The sequence below is a fragment of the Streptomyces sp. NPDC059832 genome, from assembly GCF_042731715.1.
Taxonomy (GTDB): Bacteria; Actinomycetota; Actinomycetes; order Streptomycetales; family Streptomycetaceae; genus Streptomyces.
Genome location: NZ_JBHWIY010000007.1, coordinates 50228 through 70841, shown reverse-complemented (window position 1 = coordinate 70841; position 20614 = coordinate 50228). Strand labels below are relative to the sequence as shown.

The following is a 20614-nucleotide window of genomic DNA, read 5'->3' as shown; positions in this document are numbered from 1 at the left end:
CCATGAAGCGCCGCACCTTCCTTGCCGGAACCACCGCCGTGTCCGTGCCCGTCGTGACCGCCCTGCCCGCAGCAGCCGCGCCGGCCCCTGCCGCGCAGCTCTCCGGTGACGACGCCGCCACGACCGTGCGCCTCGTCATCGACGGTGTGCCGCACGATCTTCCGCCGACCACGGTGTACAGAACGACGATCGAGGCAACCGACACGGCCGGGCAGGCGCGGGTCACCATGGTCGACGCGTACAGCGAGTTCTCGGTGGCGCTCCCCAGCCCGTACGTGCCGCACCTCGCCCGGGTCTCGGTGTGGCTCACCGGGATCGCACCGAAGAAGGGCAACCTCTGGCTGAAGATCTTCGACCAGGACAACGAGGAGTGGGGCACGCTCGCCGGCCGGGTCGACCCGACGGGTTTCGACGGGCGGACCCGCGTGACGTTCGAGCCGCAGCGGCTGGCCCGGATGACGTGGAGCGGGGTGGCCGACGGCAAGCTCACCTACCCGCTGCGCCGGCTCGTGCTCGTCTTCTTCCCCGACGACAAGCAGTCGGCCGATCCGTTCGTGTTCGACGTGGACTCCATAGAGGTGGTCGGCGACGGCGGGCCGGTGACCACCTGGAGCCGGGCCGGTGCGCTGGAACTGAGCAGCGGCGCGGACCGCGTCCTCGTCGACGATCGCGGCCGGCTGCTCGACTGGACATCCGGCGGCCGGGTCCAGTCGCCCGGTGTACTGCCACTCGCCGTGTACTACGACAACGGCACCAGTGTGTTCTCCGACGAGGCCGAGGCCGAGGTCACCCGGGTCGCCGCCGACGAGGCCAAGGTCCGTCTCACCGTGCCCGGTTTCTACACCGCGGACCTGACGGTACGGCTCCGCGCGGGGCGCCTGGAGCTGCGCCCGACAGCCGTACGTAACCTCTGGTCGCGGCCCATCCAGCTGGTCGCCTGCCCCGAAGTGGCCTACCGGGTCATCCCCGCCGACGGCACCATGCTCGGCATCGCGCCGAAGTGGGGCGGGCTCGCCCACACGCGCTCGGTGCTCGCCGGAGGGTTCTACGCCAACTACGGCATGCCGACCGCGACCCACGATCTGATCCTCTTCGAGGAGGACGACTCCGCTCTCGGCGTCTACTCCGTGCAGCCCGCGAGCGTGAAGCCGTTCCGCCCGACACAGTTCGGTTTCGTGGGCGGCCGGGCCCGCAGCGAGGCGCTGACCGGGTTGATGCACCGGGTCGACGCCTGGATCGCCCCCGCCGGATCGGACGTGCTCCCCGCGACCCGGCTGGTGGCCGGCGGCAGCGCCTTCGACCTGTTCGCGGCGTACCGGGCCGACAACAGGATGAACTCCTGGCGCGGTCTGGCGGACAAGCTCGACCCGCAGCTGCGCGCCGGGCTGGCCGACGCGGTGCACCTCAAGGTGGACCTCTGGCAGCCGACCGGCGGCACCTCGGCGACAGGCCGGCCCGAAGTGGCGTTCGACTACCTGCGTGCGGTGCCAGGGGGGCCGTACAGCGTCGAACTCGCCAGCTACTACTCCGACGGGCAGCACGATCACCACTACCCGGATTTCCTCACCTTCGACTACCTCGGCGGGCCGGCGGAGTTCCAGCGGCTCATCGACACCATCCACGACCGGGGGTTCTACGCCAGCGCCTACACCAACCCGACATGGTGGCACCCCGACAGCCGGGCGGTGGCGGCGCTCGGCGGCGTCGAACGGATCGGGATCCGTGACAGGCACGGCAAGCTGGTCACCAAGACGCACACCAACAACCTCGGGTACCTCATCGGCGGCTGGCGCAAGGCACCCCGGGCGCTGATCCTCGACCAGCTCCGCACGTTCCGCGACACGTACGGAATGGACATGATGTTCCAGGACGAGATCGCGCGCCGGGAGTACGACTACGCGGCCGACTTCTGCGCGCCGCCGTACGCGTACTGCGAAGAGCTGGTGGAGCAGACGGCGCAGTCCGCCGCGATCCTGCCCATCGGTACCGAGGGGGTCGGCGGTGACCGGATCTTCCAGAGCCTTACGTCGAGCCTCGGCTTCTATCTCAACACCATGCAGGGCGACCGGGCCGGCACGTACGACGGCCCCAACCGCAACGGCGTCGTCGTGCAGCAGTGGCCGTTGGGTACGGCCGTCATGCACGACAAGGTCGCGTTCTACCCGCACAACCTCGACCGGGGTGTGGACACGACCGAGAACCTGAGCTGGGCGCTGGCGTTCGGCCTCAACCTGCACTACCAGGCACAGCACATGACGGCGGACTTCAGGGCGGGGCGCGGATTCGAGCTGCTCAAGGGGCTGTCGCTCGTACAGAAGCGGGTCGCCGGCCGGTACTTCGGGCGGGCGATGACAGCGTTCCGGTACCTCACCGAGGATCTGAAGGTGTCGCGGACGGCGTTCGACGGGGGAGTGGAGATCATTGCCAGTCACGATCTCCAGCCACGCGCGTTGCCGCTGCCCGGCAGCCTGGGCACGGTGACCGTCGCACCGCACGGCTTCGTCGCCAGTGAGAACGGCACCCCGACGTATGCGCTGATCGACGACGCGCACCACCGGCCCGGCTACCTCGCGCGCTGGGCGGACGGCCGGTTCGTGCGCGAACTCGCGTGGTACCCGGCGGATCTGGCGGGGTACCGGTCGGACTCGGTGCACGCCGACCTCCGGCTCACCGCCACGCCCGCCGAACTTCCCGCGGGCGGCACCACCCGGGCGGCGCTGGCCCTCACCGCGTGGGACGGTGCGCCGGTCGACCTGGCCGGTGCGGACATCACCTGGGAGCTCGACGGCCGGCCGATCGTGCGCCTGGGCACCGACGCCGACGGCAGCGTGTGGCTCGCGCCGAAGCAAGGCGCTGCTTCCGGCTGGGCAACGGTCCGCGCCGTCGTCACCCGTGACGGGGTACCGGCCTACAGCGGTGTCGAGTTGGTCGAGATCACCGCCTGACCCGACGCGAGCCGGTCCCTCAGCACTCCGCTGCACGGCCTCCGCCGACCACGCAGCCCTTTCCCACCCATCCACCCGACCCGCCGGGCGCGTACAGGAAGACGCATGTTGGCGGCGGAAGTGGCGCGCCCTGCAGAGGGTTTAACGCGTTATGGATGCCCCCCGGTCGCGGCTGCGACGCCGTTCTTCTCGGTTCAGACGCTCACCGCCGTCCGGACGTGACGACGGGACGGGTTGCGTCCGCCCGGCGTCGCGGTGACGGACACCGCGTCCGGTGCGCGGTGCGGCTATGGGCGGCCGGTGAGGATGCTCCGAAGAGCCTGGAGAAGCTCCGGGCCGGTGGACGGGGAGGCGGCACGCCAGGCGACGTGGCCGTCTGGGCGGACCAGGACGGAACCCGCCGCGGGCAGGGCGCACAACCGGTTGAAGGAGCCGGGGTGTTCCTCGCGCAGCCGACCGCTGTCGAGCCGGTGGACGGTGACGGGGATGCCGGCTGCTGCGGCGGCGTCGGCCTGCTGTTGCCAGGCCGGAGTGTCCGCTGCTGTGATCAGGGCGAAGTCGGGTCCGACGAGGTCCAGGGTGGAGGAGATCCCGGGCGGTCCGTCGAGCCGTGTGTGCGGTGCGCGGAGTCCCGGGTCGCCGCTCGGGTGGTAGCCGGAGACGTCCAGCGGTGGCCGGGTGGGTGTGCCGGGGCCGGGGACGACGGCGGTGGAGCGGTAGGCGGCGGTGAGCAGGAGTTCGTCGTCGATGCGGTAGCCGGCACGGGCTCGGGCGTTCTCGGTGGACAGGTCGATGACCTGCCGGGCCACCGGGCGGCGCTCCGCCTGATAGCTGTCCAACAGTGCCGCGGTGGCGTGGCCGGTGGTGACGGCGGCGAGTTTCCAGGCAAGGTTGTCCGCGTCGCCGACCCCGGTGTTCATGCCGTGGCCTCCGGTCGGCGGGATGACGTGGGCCGCGTCCCCGGCCAGCAGAATGCGTCCGCTGCGGTAGGCGGAGGCCAGTTGGGCGTCCATGCGCCAGACCATGGTGTCGCGGACGGTCACCTCCAGGTCCGGGATGCCGGCCGCGGTCCGGACGAGGCTCTCAAGTCGCTTCCGGTCGGTGAGGTCCTCGTCCCCACGCCGGTGATCGGGGTCGAAGGGGTACTGGTAGATCCAGTGGTGGTCGTTGTCCACCGCCATGAAGCCACCCTGCCCGGGTGGGGTGAGGAAGTACGAGGCGCTCGCCCGGTCGGCCACCACCTCGCCGAGCGGTGCTTCGAAGCGGACGCTGAGAAAGTGGCCCAGGCCCGTCGGGCCGTCCATCCCGATGCCCGCACCGGCACGGACCGTACTGGCGGCACCGTCGCAGCCGACGAGCCACTGCGTACGCACGGTGTGCTGCTCGCCGTCGGCACGGTCCTCCAGCACGGCGCGCACGCCTTCCTCGTCTTGTGTGAAGGACAGCAAGCGCACGCCGAACCGGACCCGATCGGCCGCCAGTTCGCGGGCTCGCCGCAGCAGGACCGGTTCCAGTGCGTCCTGGGAGCAGATCATCCCTGGCGACGGGGTGTTCTCGTCACCGCCCGACGCGTCGTGAGCAACGCCCGTGCGCACGAAGGCCGGGTCGACCAGATCCCTGCCCCGGTAGAAGAAGACCTGCGAGGCCGGAAGGCCGGCGTCGCGGACGGCGTCTTCGAGTCCGCAGCGCCGGAAGATCTCCATCGAGCGGGCCGAGACCCCGCGGGCCTTGGGGTGACGGGAGGTGCCCGGACGGGCTTCGACCAGCAGATGGTCCACGCCGTGCCGGGACAGCAGGTTCGACAGGGTCAGGCCCACCGGCCCACCACCCACGATGAGTACGGGAGTCGTCGTCGGAAAATGCATGGGCTCTCCAGGGGGCGGGTCACGGCCGGCGTCGGAGCGGCCTGCCGCGAGGTGGATCCAGAGCGACCTGGCCGGATGACCACCGATCGTAACGCTCATTTCTTTATTTTGACGTTACCATGGGGGAGTGCTACCCGCTGGACGAACCCACCCGGTGAAGGTGAGAGGGTGAAGCCCATGACCGAGGACCCGACCGGGGCCAACCCCCGTGGCCTCCACTTCATCGCCGAACTGGCCAATACCGTCCAGGACGACGCCGAGGCGAGCGCGGCAGCGCTCCAAGCCCTCCTGGAGCGCCACAGCGGCCCGCCGTTCACGCTCACCGCGTCCGATGCCCGGCAGCTGCGCGAAGCCACCGCCCGCCTGATCCGCATCCTGGCGACGCACGACGAGGACCAGGCGGCCGAAGCGATCAACGCCCTCCTCGACGAGTACCCCGCCCAGCCCTGCCTCGTCCGCCTCCCAGGACGCCCCTGGTCCCTCCACACCAAAGCGCCCCAAGAAGCCGACCCCACCCACTGGCTGCTGTCCACCACCGGACTGGCCCTCGGGCTCTGGCTCAGTGAACGTGGCCGGTGCGCCTGGGGGCAGTGCGCCGCACCCGACTGCGACCACTACTTCATCGACACCGGCCGCCGCACCCCTCAGCGCTACTGCACCCCCCGCTGTGCAACCCGGGTCCGGGTCGCCTCGCACCGGGCCCAGCGGGGCAGGTAGAGCGAGCGGTCCGCGCCGGTGCCGTATCCCTCGCCGCCGGCGGGCCGGCGGAGCCGCCGTGTCGCGGGCGGGTTCTGCCACCGCACCCGAGAAATGGCTTGCGGGTGCCCGGATCCCCTGCCTACGGTGTTCCACATGGGTTCCCTGTGACAGTCCCCGTGCGACCGCGTTGAGTTCGACTCCGCTGTCGCACGTTCTCCTCCGTGCTTCCGCTCCTGCCACGATGCCGCCCCTCCGACGGGCCGTGGAGAGGGTTTCCGGTGTGCGCGGACGCGTCCACCCATCCGTGCCGATCGGCCCGGCCGAGAACAGGGGACTCCTCCATGCTCATGGCACAGCTATCTCTTCGGAACGTCACCCGCCGCTACGACGACCACATCGTGCTGGACGATGTGTCCTTCAGCATCAAGCCGGGCGAGAGGGCCGGCGTCATCGGCGACAACGGAGCCGGGAAATCCACCCTGCTACGGCTGATCGCCGGGCAGGACCGGCCCGACAACGGCGAGCTGACCGTGGTCGCGCCCGGCGGCCTGGCCCATCTCGCCCAGTCGTCGGATCTGCCCCCCGAGGCCAGCGTCCAGGACGCGGTGGATGCGGCGCTTGCCGATCTGCGTGATCTGGAGGCGCGGATGCGACACACCGAAGCCGGGCTCAAGGGCTTGGCGGGGACGGAGCTCACCACCGCGCTGGACGTCTACGCCCGTCTGGTCGCCCAGTACGAGGCACGCGCCGGTTACGAGGCCGACGCCCGGGTGGACATCGCCCTGCACGGACTCGGCCTGCCCGGCCTGGCGCGGGACCGAACCCTGGGCACGTTGTCGGGCGGCGAGCGGTCACGCCTGGCGCTCGCCACGACCCTGGCGTCCCAGCCGGAGCTGCTGGTGCTGGACGAGCCGACCAACGATCTGGACGACCAGGCGGTGGGCTGGTTGGAAGGACACCTGAAGGCGCATCGCGGCACGGTGCTGGCGGTCACCCACGACCGGGTGTTCCTGGAACGGGTCACCACCACCGTCCTGGAAGTCGGAGAGGGCAAGGTGACGCGCTACGGCGACGGCTACGACGGCTACCGCGCCGCCAAGGCCGCCGAGCGACGGCGCCGTCTGCAGGAGTACGAGGACTGGTGCGCGGAGCTGGCCCGCAACCAGCAGCTGGCCGCCACGAACGTGGCACGGCTGGAGGCGGTCCCGCGCAAGTTGCCGTTCGCCGTGTTCGGCCACGGCGGCTTCCGCGCCCGCGGACGCGGCCACGGGGCGATGGGCCGTATCCGCAACGCGAAGGAGCGCGTCGAGCGGCTGACGGACCATCCTGTCTCGCCGCCGCCCGAACCGCTGGTGTTCACCGGCCGCGTGACCACCGCCGATGGCCGGACGTCGCAGCCCGCGGCGGAACTCACCGGCATCCGTGTCGGGGACCGGCTGCACGTGCCGTCACTGCGGATCGGCGGCGAGGAACGTTTGTTGGTCACCGGGCCCAACGGGGCCGGCAAGACGACGCTGATGCGGGTGCTGGCGGGTGAGCTGGACCCCGATGAGGGGACGGTGCGCACGCGGGGCCGGGTCGGGCACCTGAGGCAGGAGGAGACTCCGTGGCCGCCCGAGCTGACAGTCCCGCAGGCGTTCGCCCACGGCCGCGGGGGTGACCTGGACGACCACACCCACCACCTCCTGGCTCTCGGTCTGTTCGCCCCGGCCGACCTGCGCCTGAGAGTGAGCGAGCTGTCCTTCGGACAACGGCGCCGGATCGAACTGGCCCGTCTGGTCAGCGAACCCGTCGACCTGCTGCTGCTGGACGAGCCCACCAACCATCTCTCCCCGGCCCTGGTCGAAGAACTGGAAGGAGCCCTGGCCGACTACCGGGGCGCGGTCGTCATCGTCACCCACGACCGCCGCATGCGTAGCCGCTTCACCGGCAGGCACATGGAACTGAGAGCCGGCCACCGCACAGAACTTCCGGAGGCCGCGGCGAGCTGAAGCTCTCGGGCCGCCTCCGCGCCCTCATCCAGCACCGGCGGCCATCCGCGGCCGTCCAACGGGCCCGGTGCGCACGCTCCGGAACGGCGACCTGGTCCCGCGAGGGCGTCGATGTCCGACTCGGACCGCTCGGCCCGCTGAAGTGCCAAGTCCAGTCGGCCGTTCCGCGCCGAGCATGCGGCACGGATCCCACCCCGTATCCGTGCCGGTTCGACAGCGATCCGTTCGCCGACGGAGGACGGAGCTATGGAGGACGGAGCTATGTACGCGTCCGTACGGTCTCGGTGAGCCCCGGCCCTTTACCGGTCCCGGACGCGGAGACCGCGGTCAGCACGGCCAGAAGCGCCGCGCTCCCGGTGAGGGAGAGTGCCTGTCCCCAGTCGACGTCCAGCACTCCGGTGGTGTGCAGTCCGAGCGTCGCGATGAGGGTCTGAGCAGCCGTCCGTAAGGTGCGCTCCGCCGTGGCCGTCCAGAAGGCCTTCGTGAACAGCGTGGCGGTCATCAGGACTCCTCGGTGTTGTCGACACCGGCGACGGCCCGCTCGATCGCGGCCTGGACTGCGGCGACGACGGTCTCCGAATCGGCGCCCGTGCCGACTTGACCGGCGAGCGCGGTGATCGCGGCAGTCTGGGCGGCCATCCGCTTGTCCATGGACCGGATGCGGGCCTGCATGTCCTTCAGGATGGACTGCGGCTGCCACGTCGGATTCGTCGAATGGTCCGCCGCGTCCGTCGGTCCGCCGATCGCGTCGGTCTTCCACACGGCGTCGAAGATGTCGCGCTTGGTGATTCCTGCCATGGGGTCCTCCTCGTGGTCGGAGCCGGGGTTCCAGCTCGCGGGGTGCTTGAGTCGCTCGGAAACGTCGGTGCGGAGCTTGGCCATGGTGAAACCACGTGGGTCGATCTTGTCGTCCGACCACTCCAGGTGGCCGATCACGGACTTCGCCGACCATCTGTGCGCCCGGCACATTGCGGCCTGGACGCGGACGATCGTGTCGTACTGGGCGGCCGGCCAGGGGTCCTTGCCGTCGCCGAGGTTCTCGCACTCCCACCCGTAGAACCGCGCGTTGCCGTCGACCCCGTCGCTGTTGCCGCGAGTGGGCGGAGTCGGCCGGGTGCCGTACGACTCGGCTATGACCTGCTCCAACACCTTGGGGTCGCCGCCGCCGGCGTGATTCGCGCGGCCCCAGCCGACCATGTGCACCCGGCCGTCCTTCGCGATCATCCCGTGGCACAGCGGACCGGGCAGCTCCGGGTAGCCGTCGCGGACCATCCGGACCGTCGCCGCGGTGCCCTTGGTCACGGTGTGGTGCACGATGCTGCCGTTGACCGGGCCCCAGGGGCCCTTCGAGTTGCGGTTGTGGGTACGCCAGTTGCCGACCTCGACCACGCGCACGCCCTCGGCGCGCAACGCCTTGAGGACAGCAGAGGCGGAGAGAGGAGTAGCCATTCGTTTCCCTTTCAGCCCGAGGTGTACGAGACGTTGCGGACCTTGCCGGTGAACCCGTCGTTCGTGCTGCCGTCGATCGACTCGACCGCCTCCACCCAGAGGCACGGACCGCGCAACGTGGTGTCCGCCGCCGTCACCGTGTACTTCGCTTCGCTGTTTCGTTCGCCACCGTTCGCGCGAAGGGGAGTTGGGCCGTGGTGACGTCCGGATCCATAGGAGTTTCATACCCCTGCGACGGCTTCCGGACTCGACCGCGCGGCCGGCAGTGTCCACGACTCGTCAGCAGCGAACGAGCGCAGACAGTTTTCAGCGGGAGGGTACGGGCTCGGGGCGGGCGTGGACGATGAGGGCCGTCACGTCGTGCTCCTACGGGTGGTGGAACGGCGCGCGGTGGAGACCGCGGCGGTGTTCGCGCCGACGATCACGGCGATGGCGAGCCAGGCGAGGGAGTCGAGCCGCTGCCCGAGGACGACGAGGCCGGTCAGGGCCGCGAAGGCCGGGTTCACGCTCATGAACACGCCGAAGAAGTGTGCCGGAGTGCGGCGCGGCGCCAGCAGGTCGGCCAGGAACGGCACCGCGGAGGAGAGCACCCCGGCCGCCAGCGCGCAGCCCAGCGCCGCTGTCGTGGGCGGGCGGTGCCACAGCGCCCCCGCGCCGACGGGCAGGTAGAGGGTGCCGGATACGGCCGCCGCGGCGGCCGAGCCCTCCAGGCCGGGCAGGCGGGCCCCGACGGTCCGGTTGAGCAGGATGTAGCAGGCCCAGCACGTCGCGGCCAGCAGAGCCAGGCCGATGCCCAGGTAGTCGGTGGACGGCGTGGGACGCGTGAGGACGGCCACCGCGCCCGCTGCCGCCACCGCGGCAACCAGGTCGATGCGCGGCGCCGGTACCCGGCCAGGCCACGGCCAGCGGCCGAGGAACTCCAGCGTGACCGCCAACCCGAGCCCGATCCGCTCGATCGCCGTGTACAGGGACAGGTTCATCCCCGCGAACACCAGTGCAAGACCCAGCACAGGACGCCACTGCGCCGCCGTGAAGGACCGGAGCCGCGGCCGGCCGACGGCCCCGAGCACGACGGCGGCCACCCACTGGCGTACCGCCACCACCCCGGCAGGTCCGAGCACCGGGAATGCCGGCGTCGCGATCGAGGCCCCGTCTGGTTGGACAGGCCGCTGCCGGGCATCAGCGCCACCCCGGCCCCGCGCCCCGTACCCCGGGAAGGGGCGGCGCTGTCGGCCGAGGTGCCCCGGGGAGCCGCAGCGAGGAAGGAATCGCGTTTCATGTCCTCCACGATGCGAGCGCCACGGGTATACGAAGAATGCATCCATGAACCTACCTATACGCTGGATGCATGGGTGAGATGCGGGACAGGGCGGCTGCGCTGGAGCTGAAGCACCTACGGTGTCTGGTCGCCATCATCGACACCGGCAGCTTCACCGACGCGGCCCACGAACTCGGCATCTCCCAGGCCGCTGTCTCCCGCACCCTCGCCGGTCTCGAAAGCCTTCTCGGCGTACGGCTGCTGCACCGCACCAGCCGCAGCGTCGCCCCCACCAGCACGGGTGTCCAGACCCTGGCCCGCGCCCGCCTCCTGCTCGCCGCCGCAGACGAACTCGTCCGCGAAGCCGCCACCGGCCATACCCGCCTGCACATCGGTCATGCCTGGTCCGCCTTCGGCCGGTACACCACCGAGTTCCAGCGCCGCTGGCACGAACAGCACCCCGAGACCGACCTGCGCCTCATCCGCCACAACACCCCCACCGGCGGCCTTGCCGAAGGGCTGTGCGACCTCGCCGTCATCCGTGCCCCGATCGACTTGAAGCCGTGGTCCCACGCGCAGATCGGACACGAGGCCCGCTACGTCGCTCTGGCGTCCGACGACCCCTGGGCCCGCCGCCGCAGTATCCGCCTGGACGAGGTCCCCGGCCGCACCCTGGCCATCGACCGCCGAACCGGCACCACAGCCCTGGATCTGTGGCCGGAGGAGGGCCGGCCCGCCGTCGAATACACCCATGACATCGACGACTGGCTCGCCGCCATCGCCACCGGCCGCTGCATCGGACTGACTCCCCAGGCCACCGCCGCCCAGTACCGCCGCGACGGCATCACCTACCGCCCGCTCCGCGGCGCCGAGCCGATTCCCGTCCACCTCATCTGGCGTGCCCACACCACGCACCCCGCCACCCACACCGCAATCGCCCTCGCCGCCGGCCTCTACCGCGAGGGCCGCGGCACCCCGCGCCCGCATGCTCCGAACCCGGCCGCCCGCCCCAAGTAATTCGCGGGCAGCGCGCCGCCCCCGTCCTGTCGCCGCGACGGCGTGGCGATCCCCCTGTCCGTGTCCCGGCGGGAGGAGCGTACGATCGTACGCTTCAGATGTACGATCGTACGCATGCCGACGAACCACTTCGCTGACGACCCGCGCACCAACTTGGAGCGGATGCTCGCGGGCGACCTCTACATCGCCGATGACCCCGAGATCGCCCGGCGCCAGCGGCGAGCGATGAAGCTGGCCGCCCGCTACCAGGCCGCCTACATCGAGGACGCCGACAAGGCCCGGCCGCTCCTCGCCGAACTGCTCGGCTCCGTGGGGGAGGGCGTTGACGTGCGGCCGCCGCTCTTTGTCGACTACGGCAGCAACATCACCATCGGGGCCCATACCTTCATCAACTTCAACCTGACCGCACTGGACGTCGCGCAGATCGTCATCGGCGAGCACTGCCAGATCGGTCCGAACGTCCAATTGCTCACGCCCACCCACCCCGTGGAGCCGCAGCCCCGGCGGGACAAGCTCGAAGCCGCACGCCCCATCACCATCGGCGACAACGTCTGGCTCGGCGGCGGCGCCATCGTGTGCCCCGGGGTGACGATCGGCGAGAACTCGGTGATCGGCGCCGGCGCGGTGGTCGTCAAGGACATCCCCGCCGATGTCGTCGCCGTCGGCAATCCAGCGCGCCTCGTCCGCGAGCTCTGACGGCGCTCGCATGGCCACCGGACGTACGGACCCGCAGCGGCGCGAACGGATTCTCGCCGCCACGCTCGACCTCATCGCCGACGAAGGCGTCGCAGGCGTCTCCCACCGCAAGATCGCTGTCCGCGCCGACGTGCCGCTCGGCTCGATGACCTACCACTTCACCGGCATCGACGAACTGCTGCGTGAAGCCTTCACACAATTCGCCGACCACATCGTGGCCGGCTTCGACGTCCGTCTCGGCCGAGTCGGCAGCCTCGAAGAGGCCCGTGAGGCCGTCACCGACCTCATCCACACACTCTCCGAGGGCCCCCGCCGTGACCTGATCCTCACCCAGGAGCTCTACACGCTCGCCGCCCGTCGCCCGGAATACCGGCAGCTGTGCCAATCGTGGATGCAGCGAAGCCGCCGCATCCTCGAACGGCACTTCGACGCCGGCACCGCACGCCAAGTGGACGCGCTGATCGAGGGGCTGACCCTGCACCGCGCCCTGGACGACGCCCCCCACGACCGCGAGCTGACACGCCTGGCCGTCGCCCGCATCACCACCGCGGCATAGCCGCACCCCGGCAGCCCGACCGGATTCGAACCGGCGTCCTCCCACACGCGGTGAAGGCGCGACAACCTCTGCGCTACGAGCCCCATCCTGTCCGCGGTCATACGGACCATCTGCGCTGCACCGCTCTTGCATTGTCGAAGGTAACGATGGATCGCCGGGCGTGGCAACGCCACAAGAGCCGAGCCGGAACCCGAGACATGACGACAGGGCACGGGACGGCCCGCCGCTGTGACGTCCGTTCCAGTGCTCGTCGAAGCGGGCCAGGCCGAGGTCAGCCGGCTTCGGTGAAGTCGAGATGACGGGTGTCACCGAGGCTGACGACTTGGCGGTTGTGGAAGAAGTCGTCTTCGCGCAGCGTGGTGATGCTGCCGGAGGGCGCCCGGAAACTGGCATATCCGGCCGACTCGATCGGCATCCTGATCCAGGACGCAACGACGAAGGTCAAGGAGCCGCCGTGCGTCACGATGACCTGATGCTCGCACGGGCTCCGAAGGATCTCGTCCACGGCCGCGTAGATGCGCTGCGCACACGCCGCCTTGGTCTCCGCGCCCTCGACGCCCTCGTCGTGTTCCATCCGCTCCCCGACGGCCGGCGGCGGGACGAAGCGCTGGTCCAGCGAACAGCACCACCCCGGCGCCGTCCGGGACTTGGGCCCGTAGCGCCTGGGCAATGGATCGCGCCGCACGGACACCGGCGGGCGTCAGTTGTGAGTCGTGCCACCCGCCGACGACTCCCTCGACGTGGTGCGTCGCCTCCGGGTGAGTGACGACGTAAAGAGTGCGCATGAGTGCGTGCCCTCCGGTAGTTGGCTTCTTGCTCGATTGCACTTCGCAACCATGGAGGAGACCGCTCGGAACTATCAAGCGGGTGCTTCGGCACGTGCTCGGGTGCTGGCGAAGCGGTCTCGCACCGCAGGACCAGGGCTCAGCCGTGGCGGGGTGCCGGCAGCTGTCCGACGCGACGGTCGAGCGGCGCCGATACCGGGTGCGCACGGACGGGGGATGCTGAGATACTCCCGGTATGCCGATCGTTGAAGTCTCGCCCGGAGTGTCCATCGCGTACGAGACCTTCGGCGATCCCTCCGATCCGGCTGTCCTGCTCGTGATGGGTTTCAGCGCGCAGATGATCGCCTGGCACGAGGACTTCTGCCGCGCACTCGCAGAACGTGGGCGTTACGTGATCCGGTACGACAACCGCGACTGCGGGCTGTCCACCAAGTTCGACGATCACCCCGTCGACGTGGGCCGGTTCACCGACACCGTGAGCTCGGGAGATGTAGCGTCCGCCCTCGCGATGGTGCCCTACACGCTGAAGGACATGGCCGACGACGGCCTCAACCTGCTCACCGCGCTCGGAATCGAACGAGCGCATGTGGTCGGATCCTCGATGGGCGGCATGCTCGCCCAGACGATGGCCATCGGACAGCCGACGCGAGTGCTGACCCTGACGTCGATGATGTCCTCGACCGGCGAGTCGGACTACGGCCGGCCCAGCGCCGAGGCCCAGGCAGTGCTCCTCCGCCCGAAGCCATCGGATCGCGAGGGGTACATCGCGGCGGCGGAGCGGGACCTGGTGTGGGCCTCCAAGCGATACGGCAACGTGGCGCTCCTTCGTGAGCTGGCCGCCGAGAGTTACGACCGCGCCTACTACCCGGACGGAGCCGGACGGCAACTCGGGGCAATGATCCTCAGCGGCTCACGCGCCGACGCACTCCGTGGGCTTCGAGTGCCGACCTTGGTGATTCATGGTCTGGACGACATCCTGACCGACCCCAGTGGTGGGAGGCGCACCGCCGACCTGGTGCCCGGAGCGAAGCTCTTGCTGCTCCCCGACATGGGGCACGACCGACCCCGCGAACTCTGGCGCGAGATCATCGACGCCCTGGACGCGCACACCCGCTGATCCCTTCCTCGTGCAGGCCGGGATCGCGCAGTCACGCACGCGTTGAGCACACGGTCTGGGAGCGTGCCCGCCCCACCACCGCAATGGCTGTCCCGATCCCCGCGATCACCAGCCCGATCCCGCCGAAGATCAGGGGCAGCAGCCACAGCGAGGCGAATCCGTTGATCCGCGCGTCCTCGGGGGAATCGGAGCGGTACAGCACCTCGACCCGCTCACCCTGCTCGTACGACGGTGGATTGGAAGCGGTCGAGCTCCGGAACGTCCTCGGCGTACCGTCCGACGAGGTGAACTCGACCACCGGGTACGCCACGGGCCTGTCGCTCTCCCGCTTCTTGCGGGAGGCGCCGCTGTGGTCGTTCCGCCACTCCAGCGCCACCACCGTGCCCGGGGCGCGCTTCGCGTCCGTCAGGAACGAGGCCGACACCCCTGCCAGGATCAACCCGACGACGAAGAACAGGGTCCCGAACGTGATCGTCCCGAATGTGATCCACCAACGGGCGCCCCGCCCACGCACCTGAACCCGCACGACGTCCCTCCCACTCGCTTGTCCGGAGTGAGAGGGACGCTATCCCAGGCACCCCGGTCGGCGTGCTGCCGCCCCGGGGGTGCGCGTGGTACGGCCGTTCAGGAACCGCCTGAATCGCCCATGGCCGGCACCTGGCGCAACGCCGCCGCAGGAATGCCGAGTTGCTCGGCCGGGACCGGCCGAGCGCTGGTGGCCGACTACGAGGCTCAGGCTCAAACCAGTTCCGGTTCCGGCTGCTGCGCCGGTGCGGCCTTCGGTTCCCACAGCCCGGTGGTCCGGACGTAGCCGTAAATCACCGAGGCCGTCGCCAGAATGAGAAGTGGTCCGAACACCCACGGATGTTCGGCCATCTCCACCGACAGATAGCGATACGACACCAGGAGTGCCGCGAAGACGGCTGTACCGTAGGCGACCAGCTGGATTCCCGACCGGTCCCAGCCACGGTCGAGCGACCGCAGTGCCGCCTCGATCGTGAGCGTGAACACCACGCCGGCAATGATGTCCGCGCCGTAGTGGTAGCCGAAGCCCAGCGTTGCGCCGAGCGTGGCAACCAGCCAGAACGCGCCCGCGAATTGCAGAATCCGTGGCCCCTTGCGGGAATGGATGAAGATCGCGGTGGCCCACGCCGTGTGCAGGCTGGGCATGCAGTTGCGCGGAGTGATCTCGTCGAATGTCATGTGGTGCGGGGTGCCGATCGGCGGCGGCGTGTCCGGCCACAGGTTGGCCACCGCCCAGTGCCCCCCGTCCGCGCCGTAGGCGAAGATCGGTCCGACCACCGGGAAGATCATGTAGATGCCCGGCCCGAGCAGGCCGATGACCAGGAAGGTGCGTACCAGATGATGGCCCGGGAAGCGACGTTCGACCGCCACCTTGCGTAGCTGGAACACCGCGACGGCGACCGCGGCCACCGGAAGCTGTGTGTAGATGGCGTCGAGGAAATGGGAGCCGATCGGGCCGGTGGCCGTGACGATCTGGCCCACCAGCCACGACGGGTTGCCCAGCGCATGATCGGCGGTTGCCACGTACTGGTCGAGCACGGTCGGGCGGGCCTTCGACGTGATGAGCAGCCAGGCATCACCCGTCTTGCGGCCGGTCACCAGCAGCAGGCCCAGCCCGACTCCCTTCAGCAGCAGGACACGTTCCTGGCCCGTGCGGCGCGTGACAGCGATGACCGCACAGCCCAGAATCACCCACAGTGCGCCGTTGCCGAAGGGATGGCCTTCGGTCACCTTGGTGTCCGTCGCCCACCGCACCAGCAAGAAGATGAGGTCGATGCCGATCGCGGCACCGGCGGCGATGAGCCGTTGCTTCCAGGTGAGCACCACCATCATCAACGCCATGCTGGCGTACAACAGGAAGCCTGATTTGGGGGCGATGATCACCTCTTGCGCCTGGGTGACGATCGGCCCCGGCATGCCGTAGTGGCGCGCGGCGATTTCCAGTGCGATGAGGAATCCGAGGGTTACCACCGCCGCTGTGGCCCACAGTATCGCCCGTGGTCGACGCCACGCGGCGATCGCTATTCTGTCGTCTTTTCGCGAAAACACCCGCGATGCTCTAGGTATCAATTGTTTGGCCGATTTGTTAGATGTTGGCTGGATGGTTCACCCTTCGTGCCGGATGGCGTGGATTTCCGGTGAAGGGCGGGCGATGAAAGCGCTCGTCGTGAGCTCGAACATGCTATCGGAGTGGTGTGGGCGGGTTCGCTGGTCACGGGTGGTTCGAAAGCCGGTCGGTCCTGGCTCGACGATTCGGCATTCCGTGGGGGAATGGAGCTCTCGAATGCCCGGCGGGCAGCGAGGAGGACACGGGTCGCCCAGTGGCTCCGATGCGTGCGCAGGAGGTCGTGAACGGGCTTACTGGACCGGTGAGTTGGTATCCCGTCAGTGCGCCTGATGCGGCCGACGCATGAAAGGCGGGATGAGATCCCACGGCCGGGAAGCGGGCCAGAGCGCCGGGAGCGGGGCACCCCGCACAAGAGAGAGGGTGCGACGGGGCGCTGTTCGCGGCGGAAACGAGTCGGTCCGTTCGGCCGGCGGCGGGACCGGATGCGTCGGCCGACTCCATGCGAGAGCCGGCTCTCCGCCACGTCCTTCGCCGCTTTCTGCCCGGGTGCGTCGCGGCGCCTCCAGCGACCCGCGATTCCGCCCGTGGGGTGACATCCTGCGCATGTCGGCCCGCGAGTCCGGAACGACGCGGCCCCTCCTGATACCAGCAGGGAATGCCCGAGCCCTCGCATCCGCAGCCCGACACCACGGATCCCGGCGCACCGTCCGAAGGACGACGACACCGGATCCGCACCGCGTCACGCCGGGCGCTGCGCGGCATCACCGGCCCCGCGGCCCGGAACCCGGACGTGCGACAGGCGCCGGCCGGCTCGCGGTACACGGCACGCGTGAACCCCACGCTCCAGACGGCCGCCGCCTACGCCTGGCGGATCCTTGTGGTGGGAGCCGTCGTGTACGCGGTCTTCTCGGCGCTGGGGCGGTTCCACGAGGTGGCGGCAGCCGTCTTCCTCGGCCTGGTCGTGACGGCGGTGCTGCGCCCGATCACGGATCTCCTGGCCCGTCCGATGCCGCGGGCGCTCGCCGTCACCGTGGCGCTGCTCGGCAGCATCGTCCTCGTTCTCGGTGTCCTGACGCTCGTCGGCGAGGCGGTCGCCGGAGAACGTGCCGGGCTGGAAAGGGAGTTCAGCGAAGGTCTGGGCAGGATCGAACAGTGGCTGGAGGGGCCGCCGTTCCGGCTGAATCCGAGGACGCTCGACGACCTCCAGTCCCGGATCGGGGAGTACCTGTCGAGCCATCGCTCCGCCCTCATCAGCACGGCCGTCAGCGGTGTGGGCCGACTGGTCGAGGTGGTGACGGTATTCGTCCTGGCGCTGTTCTGCTCGGTCTTCTTCCTTCACTCGGGCGACCGGCAGTGGGACTGGTTCTGCGATCAGCTCCCGCGGACGGCGCGAGCCCGGGTGGCGATCGCGGGCCGGGCGGCCTGGCGTACGTTCACCGGATACACCCACGGCATCATCCTGGTGGCAGGGACCAACGCCGTACTCGTGGGACTGGCCCTCTTCGTACTCGGAGTGCCACTGGCTCTGCCTCTGGCGCTGCTGGAATTCTTCGCCGCCTTCATTCCGCTGATCGGCTCGCCGATCGCCCTCGCGGTCGCGGCCGTGGTGGCTCTCGCGGCGAAGGGCCCGATCGTGGCGGCCGTCGTCCTCGTCCTGATCGTGGTCATCGGCCAGATCGAGGGCCACCTGCTGCACCCGCTCGTGATGAGCTGGGCCGTCCGCCTGCACCCGGTCGTGGTCGCACTGTCGGTGATCGGCGGCGCCATCGCGGCGGGAGTACTGGGAGCGGTGGTGGCAGTACCCCTCGTCTCGGTCCTCTGGTCGGTCCGTCAGGCGCTGCGCCCGGCGGACGAGTCCACATCCGCGAAGAGGTGAGCCCGTGCGCACCGGGAAGCGTGCGCCGAGGCGGAAGCGAGGCACCGGCCTCCCCGGCCGGCCCGCCCCCGCGCGTGGGGACGGAAGCCGAACCGCTCGCGCCGACGCTGCCGCACAGCCGTTGCCACCGCCCTTCACGGAGACCCGCGCCGGCCCTCGGGCAGGAGCAGGCCTTCGCCCCGCTCCACGGCAAGGTGCCGTGGAGCGGGCACACCGGCTCGCGTCAACGGGGTGTCAGGTGCTGCCTCCTCACGACCAGGCCCTTCGGCGCCTCGACGTGCGCCGTACCGTCGGCATCGACGGAGATGTCCAGCCGCCCGCCCGCGATGTCGAGCCCCTCGGCCTTCAGCGGACGGTATGACTCCGCGAACCCGGGCGCGACCGTGAGCGTTCCGCCGGGGACATCGGGGAAGAGCCCCAGCACCGACTGGAGGATCATCACCGACGAGGCCGCCGCCCAGGCCTGCGGGCGGCACGACGCGGGATAGGGCGAGGGCCGGGCATCGGTCACCGCTCCATGGCCGGCGAACAGTTCGGGAAGCCTGCCGTCGAAGGCCGAGGACGCGCTCAGCAGTCCCTCGGACAGGGACGCGGCCGCTTCCGGGAATCCGGCCCTGACCAGGCCGTTCACGGCGATGGCCGTGTCATGCGGCCAGATGGAACCGATGTGGTAGCCGTACGGGTTGTAGGCCACGGAGTCGCTGCTCAGCGTCCGCAGACCATGGCCCGAATCGAGGTCGGGCGCGCTGAGCCTGGCGGCCAGCAGGGCGCTCTCCTCGTGGTCGAGCAGGCCCGTGCCCAGCAGGTGGCCGAAGCCCGAGGTGACCGAGTCCACCGGCTTCTTGTCACCGTCGAGCGCCACGGCCGGGTACGGTCCCCGCTCGTCCTCCACCCAGAAGTGGCTGCGGAAACGGTCACGGAGCCGCTCGGCCCACTCCTCCCACCGGTCGGCGCCGGGGCGGCCGAAGGCGCGCAGCAGATCCGCGCCGCCCCGGGCCGCCTCGTACGCGTACGCCTGGACCTCGCAGAGCGCGATCGGGGAAGCCGCGATGCCTCCGTCGCCGTAGCGGATGGAGTCGCCCGAGTCCTTCCAGCCCTGGTTGGCCAGGCCCCGGCCGGTGTGGTCGATGTACTTCAGGAACCCGTCCCCGTCCGCGTCGCCGTGGTCGCGCATCCAGGCAAGGGCGGACTCCGCGTGCGGCAGGAGCTGTTCGACCTGTTCGGGCGCGAGGCCCCAGCGCCAGGAGTCGTGCAGCAGGGTGATCCAGAGCGGGGTGGCGTCGACCGTGCCGTAGTAGCAGGGCGGCAGGGAGAAGTTCTCGTTGAAATTCTGGGTGGCGCGGCGCACTTCGTGCAGGATCTTGCCCGGCTGTTCCTCGGTGGCCCGGTCGGACTTCGTGCCCTGCCTGCGGGCCAGGGTGCGCAGCGTTCCGGCGGCCAGGTCGGTGCCCAGGGGCAGCAGCATGCGGGCCGCCCAGAGGGAGTCGCGGCCGAAGAGAGTGAGGAACCACGGGGCCCCGGCGGCCAGGAACTGGTCGGCGGGGTTCTCCGGATCGGTGAGCCGCAGCCGGTCGAGGTCGGCCGCGGACTGGCTCAGCCAGTGGTCGAAGCGCCGGTCCGCGCTGCGCAGTCGCGGTGTGCGCCAGGGCAGGCTGTCCGCAGGGGGCGCGGGGAACTGGTCGCCGTCCTCGTGCGCCGCGTCGCAGTGCAGTACGGCGGTCCAGGCGGCTCCGGGGGCGAGTTCGATCTCGTACTCCAGCCGTCCGGCGGCCGGGTCGACGGCCGCGGGCTCCGCGGAGCCGGTGAGCCGTACGGCGTAGGTGTCCTGCGACCAGCGGAGTCCGTTCTCGGCGGAAGTGGCGGTGACCGGGCGATGGGCATGTCCGGACTTGACGCGCTCGATCGGGGCGAGGTCCGTCCCGGCGGTGACGATCAGCCGGACACGGACGTGCTGCCGCCCGGCGTTGGCGACTTCGAGGGTCTCCTCCAGGCGCCCGGGGGCGACGCGGCGGCGTCGGTGCAGGGTGACTGCCGGGTCCGGCGTGTCCTCGCCGAGGCCGCGCAGCACACTGCGGAAGGCCGCCCGGTCCGCGCCCTCCAGCCCTCCGCTCACCGGGGCGAGCACGATGTGGTCCGTCGCGACGGTCAGCCGGGCGAGTGCTCTGCTGTCGCCGTGGTAGAAGCCGTCGGCGGCACCGTCGATCTGACCGTCCGCACGCGAGATCACGAAGCTCGGCGCGTACAGCGTCACACAGGAGTCATGCAGGA

16 protein-coding genes, 1 tRNA gene and 2 pseudogenes are annotated in these 20614 nt (G+C 70.3%); 8 read left to right on the top strand and 11 right to left on the bottom strand.

From position 1 onward, the window contains the following. Positions 1 to 2: 2 nt before the first annotated feature. Positions 3 to 2945: a hypothetical protein gene (locus ACFV8T_RS14540; RefSeq protein ID WP_385327480.1), complete on the top strand. Its 2943-nt coding sequence runs from the start codon at positions 3 to 5 to the stop codon at positions 2943 to 2945. Positions 2946 to 3232: 287 nt separating this feature from the next. Here ACFV8T_RS14540 and ACFV8T_RS14535 read toward each other — a convergent pair whose 3' ends face one another. Further along, positions 3233 to 4810 carry an FAD-dependent monooxygenase gene (locus ACFV8T_RS14535; protein ID WP_385327478.1) on the bottom strand — a complete coding sequence of 526 codons (1578 nt, stop codon included), beginning with the start codon at positions 4808 to 4810 and terminating at the stop codon, positions 3233 to 3235. 177 nt (positions 4811 to 4987) lie between these two features. Between ACFV8T_RS14535 and ACFV8T_RS14530 the strand changes: the two genes are divergently transcribed. Together ACFV8T_RS14530 and ACFV8T_RS14525 are read left to right on the top strand one after the other, a co-directional pair. Further along, the gene (locus tag ACFV8T_RS14530) at positions 4988 to 5527 is read left to right on the top strand and encodes a CGNR zinc finger domain-containing protein (RefSeq protein ID WP_385327476.1); all 540 of its coding nucleotides are present in this window, start codon (positions 4988 to 4990) and stop codon (positions 5525 to 5527) included. A 323-nt stretch (positions 5528 to 5850) separates the two neighbouring features. After that, entirely contained in the window at positions 5851 to 7500 is a 1650-nt protein-coding gene (locus ACFV8T_RS14525; RefSeq protein ID WP_385327475.1) for a TlrC/CarA/OleB/SrmB family ABC-F type ribosomal protection protein, read from the top strand. A 259-nt stretch (positions 7501 to 7759) separates the two neighbouring features. Here ACFV8T_RS14525 and ACFV8T_RS14520 read toward each other — a convergent pair whose 3' ends face one another. The 4 genes and pseudogenes from ACFV8T_RS14520 to ACFV8T_RS14505 all read right to left on the bottom strand — a co-directional run bounded on the left by ACFV8T_RS14520 (position 7760) and on the right by ACFV8T_RS14505 (position 10129). After that, positions 7760 to 8002 (bottom strand): holin, encoded by a 243-nt coding sequence (locus ACFV8T_RS14520; protein ID WP_385327473.1) that lies wholly within the window; start codon positions 8000 to 8002, stop codon positions 7760 to 7762. Next, positions 8002 to 8949, bottom strand: coding sequence for an N-acetylmuramoyl-L-alanine amidase (locus ACFV8T_RS14515; protein ID WP_385327471.1), 948 nt, complete (start codon positions 8947 to 8949; stop codon positions 8002 to 8004). The genes ACFV8T_RS14520 and ACFV8T_RS14515 overlap by 1 nt, the downstream gene beginning before the upstream one ends. An 11-nt stretch (positions 8950 to 8960) precedes the next feature. Further along, positions 8961 to 9086 carry a hypothetical protein gene (locus tag ACFV8T_RS14510; protein ID WP_385327469.1) on the bottom strand — a complete coding sequence of 42 codons (126 nt, stop codon included), beginning with the start codon at positions 9084 to 9086 and terminating at the stop codon, positions 8961 to 8963. A 216-nt stretch (positions 9087 to 9302) separates the two neighbouring features. After that, positions 9303 to 10129: pseudogene (locus tag ACFV8T_RS14505) on the bottom strand (DMT family transporter). A gap of 168 nt (positions 10130 to 10297) precedes the next feature. Between ACFV8T_RS14505 and ACFV8T_RS14500 the strand changes: the two are divergent. From ACFV8T_RS14500 to ACFV8T_RS14490, 3 genes are all read left to right on the top strand, one after another. Next, entirely contained in the window at positions 10298 to 11224 is a 927-nt protein-coding gene (locus tag ACFV8T_RS14500) for a LysR family transcriptional regulator (RefSeq protein WP_385327467.1), read from the top strand. Positions 11225 to 11338: 114 nt separating this feature from the next. Next, on the top strand, positions 11339 to 11920 hold the full coding sequence (locus ACFV8T_RS14495; RefSeq protein ID WP_385327465.1) for a sugar O-acetyltransferase: 582 nt from the start codon (positions 11339 to 11341) through the stop codon (positions 11918 to 11920). A 10-nt stretch (positions 11921 to 11930) separates the two neighbouring features. After that, the gene (locus tag ACFV8T_RS14490; RefSeq protein ID WP_385327463.1) at positions 11931 to 12476 is read left to right on the top strand and encodes a TetR/AcrR family transcriptional regulator; all 546 of its coding nucleotides are present in this window, start codon (positions 11931 to 11933) and stop codon (positions 12474 to 12476) included. Positions 12477 to 12486: 10 nt separating this feature from the next. Here the strand turns inward: ACFV8T_RS14490 and ACFV8T_RS14485 are convergent. The 3 genes and pseudogenes from ACFV8T_RS14485 to ACFV8T_RS14475 all read right to left on the bottom strand — a co-directional run. After that, positions 12487 to 12559 (bottom strand) — tRNA-OTHER (locus tag ACFV8T_RS14485). 188 nt (positions 12560 to 12747) lie between these two features. Further along, positions 12748 to 13050, bottom strand: a complete 303-nt coding sequence (locus tag ACFV8T_RS14480) for a histidine phosphatase family protein (protein WP_385327461.1) — start codon at positions 13048 to 13050, stop codon at positions 12748 to 12750. Positions 13051 to 13174: 124 nt separating this feature from the next. Next, positions 13175 to 13261, bottom strand: a pseudogene (locus ACFV8T_RS14475) (histidine phosphatase family protein); the annotation flags it as partial. A gap of 235 nt (positions 13262 to 13496) precedes the next feature. Here ACFV8T_RS14475 and ACFV8T_RS14470 point away from each other — a divergent pair. Further along, complete coding sequence (locus ACFV8T_RS14470; RefSeq protein ID WP_385327460.1) at positions 13497 to 14378, top strand: alpha/beta fold hydrolase; 882 nt, start codon at positions 13497 to 13499, stop codon at positions 14376 to 14378. Positions 14379 to 14409: 31 nt separating this feature from the next. Here the strand turns inward: ACFV8T_RS14470 and ACFV8T_RS14465 are convergent, their stop codons facing one another. Then, positions 14410 to 14904, bottom strand: coding sequence for a DUF3592 domain-containing protein (locus ACFV8T_RS14465; protein WP_385327459.1), 495 nt, complete (start codon positions 14902 to 14904; stop codon positions 14410 to 14412). A gap of 212 nt (positions 14905 to 15116) precedes the next feature. After that, the gene (locus ACFV8T_RS14460) at positions 15117 to 16427 is read right to left on the bottom strand and encodes a phosphatase PAP2 family protein (RefSeq protein WP_385327891.1); all 1311 of its coding nucleotides are present in this window, start codon (positions 16425 to 16427) and stop codon (positions 15117 to 15119) included. A gap of 698 nt (positions 16428 to 17125) precedes the next feature. Here ACFV8T_RS14460 and ACFV8T_RS14455 point away from each other — a divergent pair. Further along, entirely contained in the window at positions 17126 to 18346 is a 1221-nt protein-coding gene (locus ACFV8T_RS14455) for an AI-2E family transporter (RefSeq protein ID WP_385327457.1), read from the top strand. Positions 18347 to 18569: 223 nt separating this feature from the next. On the opposite strand, the gene ACFV8T_RS14450 is transcribed toward ACFV8T_RS14455, so the two are convergent. After that, complete coding sequence (locus ACFV8T_RS14450) at positions 18570 to 20597, bottom strand: glycogen debranching N-terminal domain-containing protein (RefSeq protein WP_385327455.1); 2028 nt, start codon at positions 20595 to 20597, stop codon at positions 18570 to 18572. Positions 20598 to 20614: the final 17 nt, after the last annotated feature.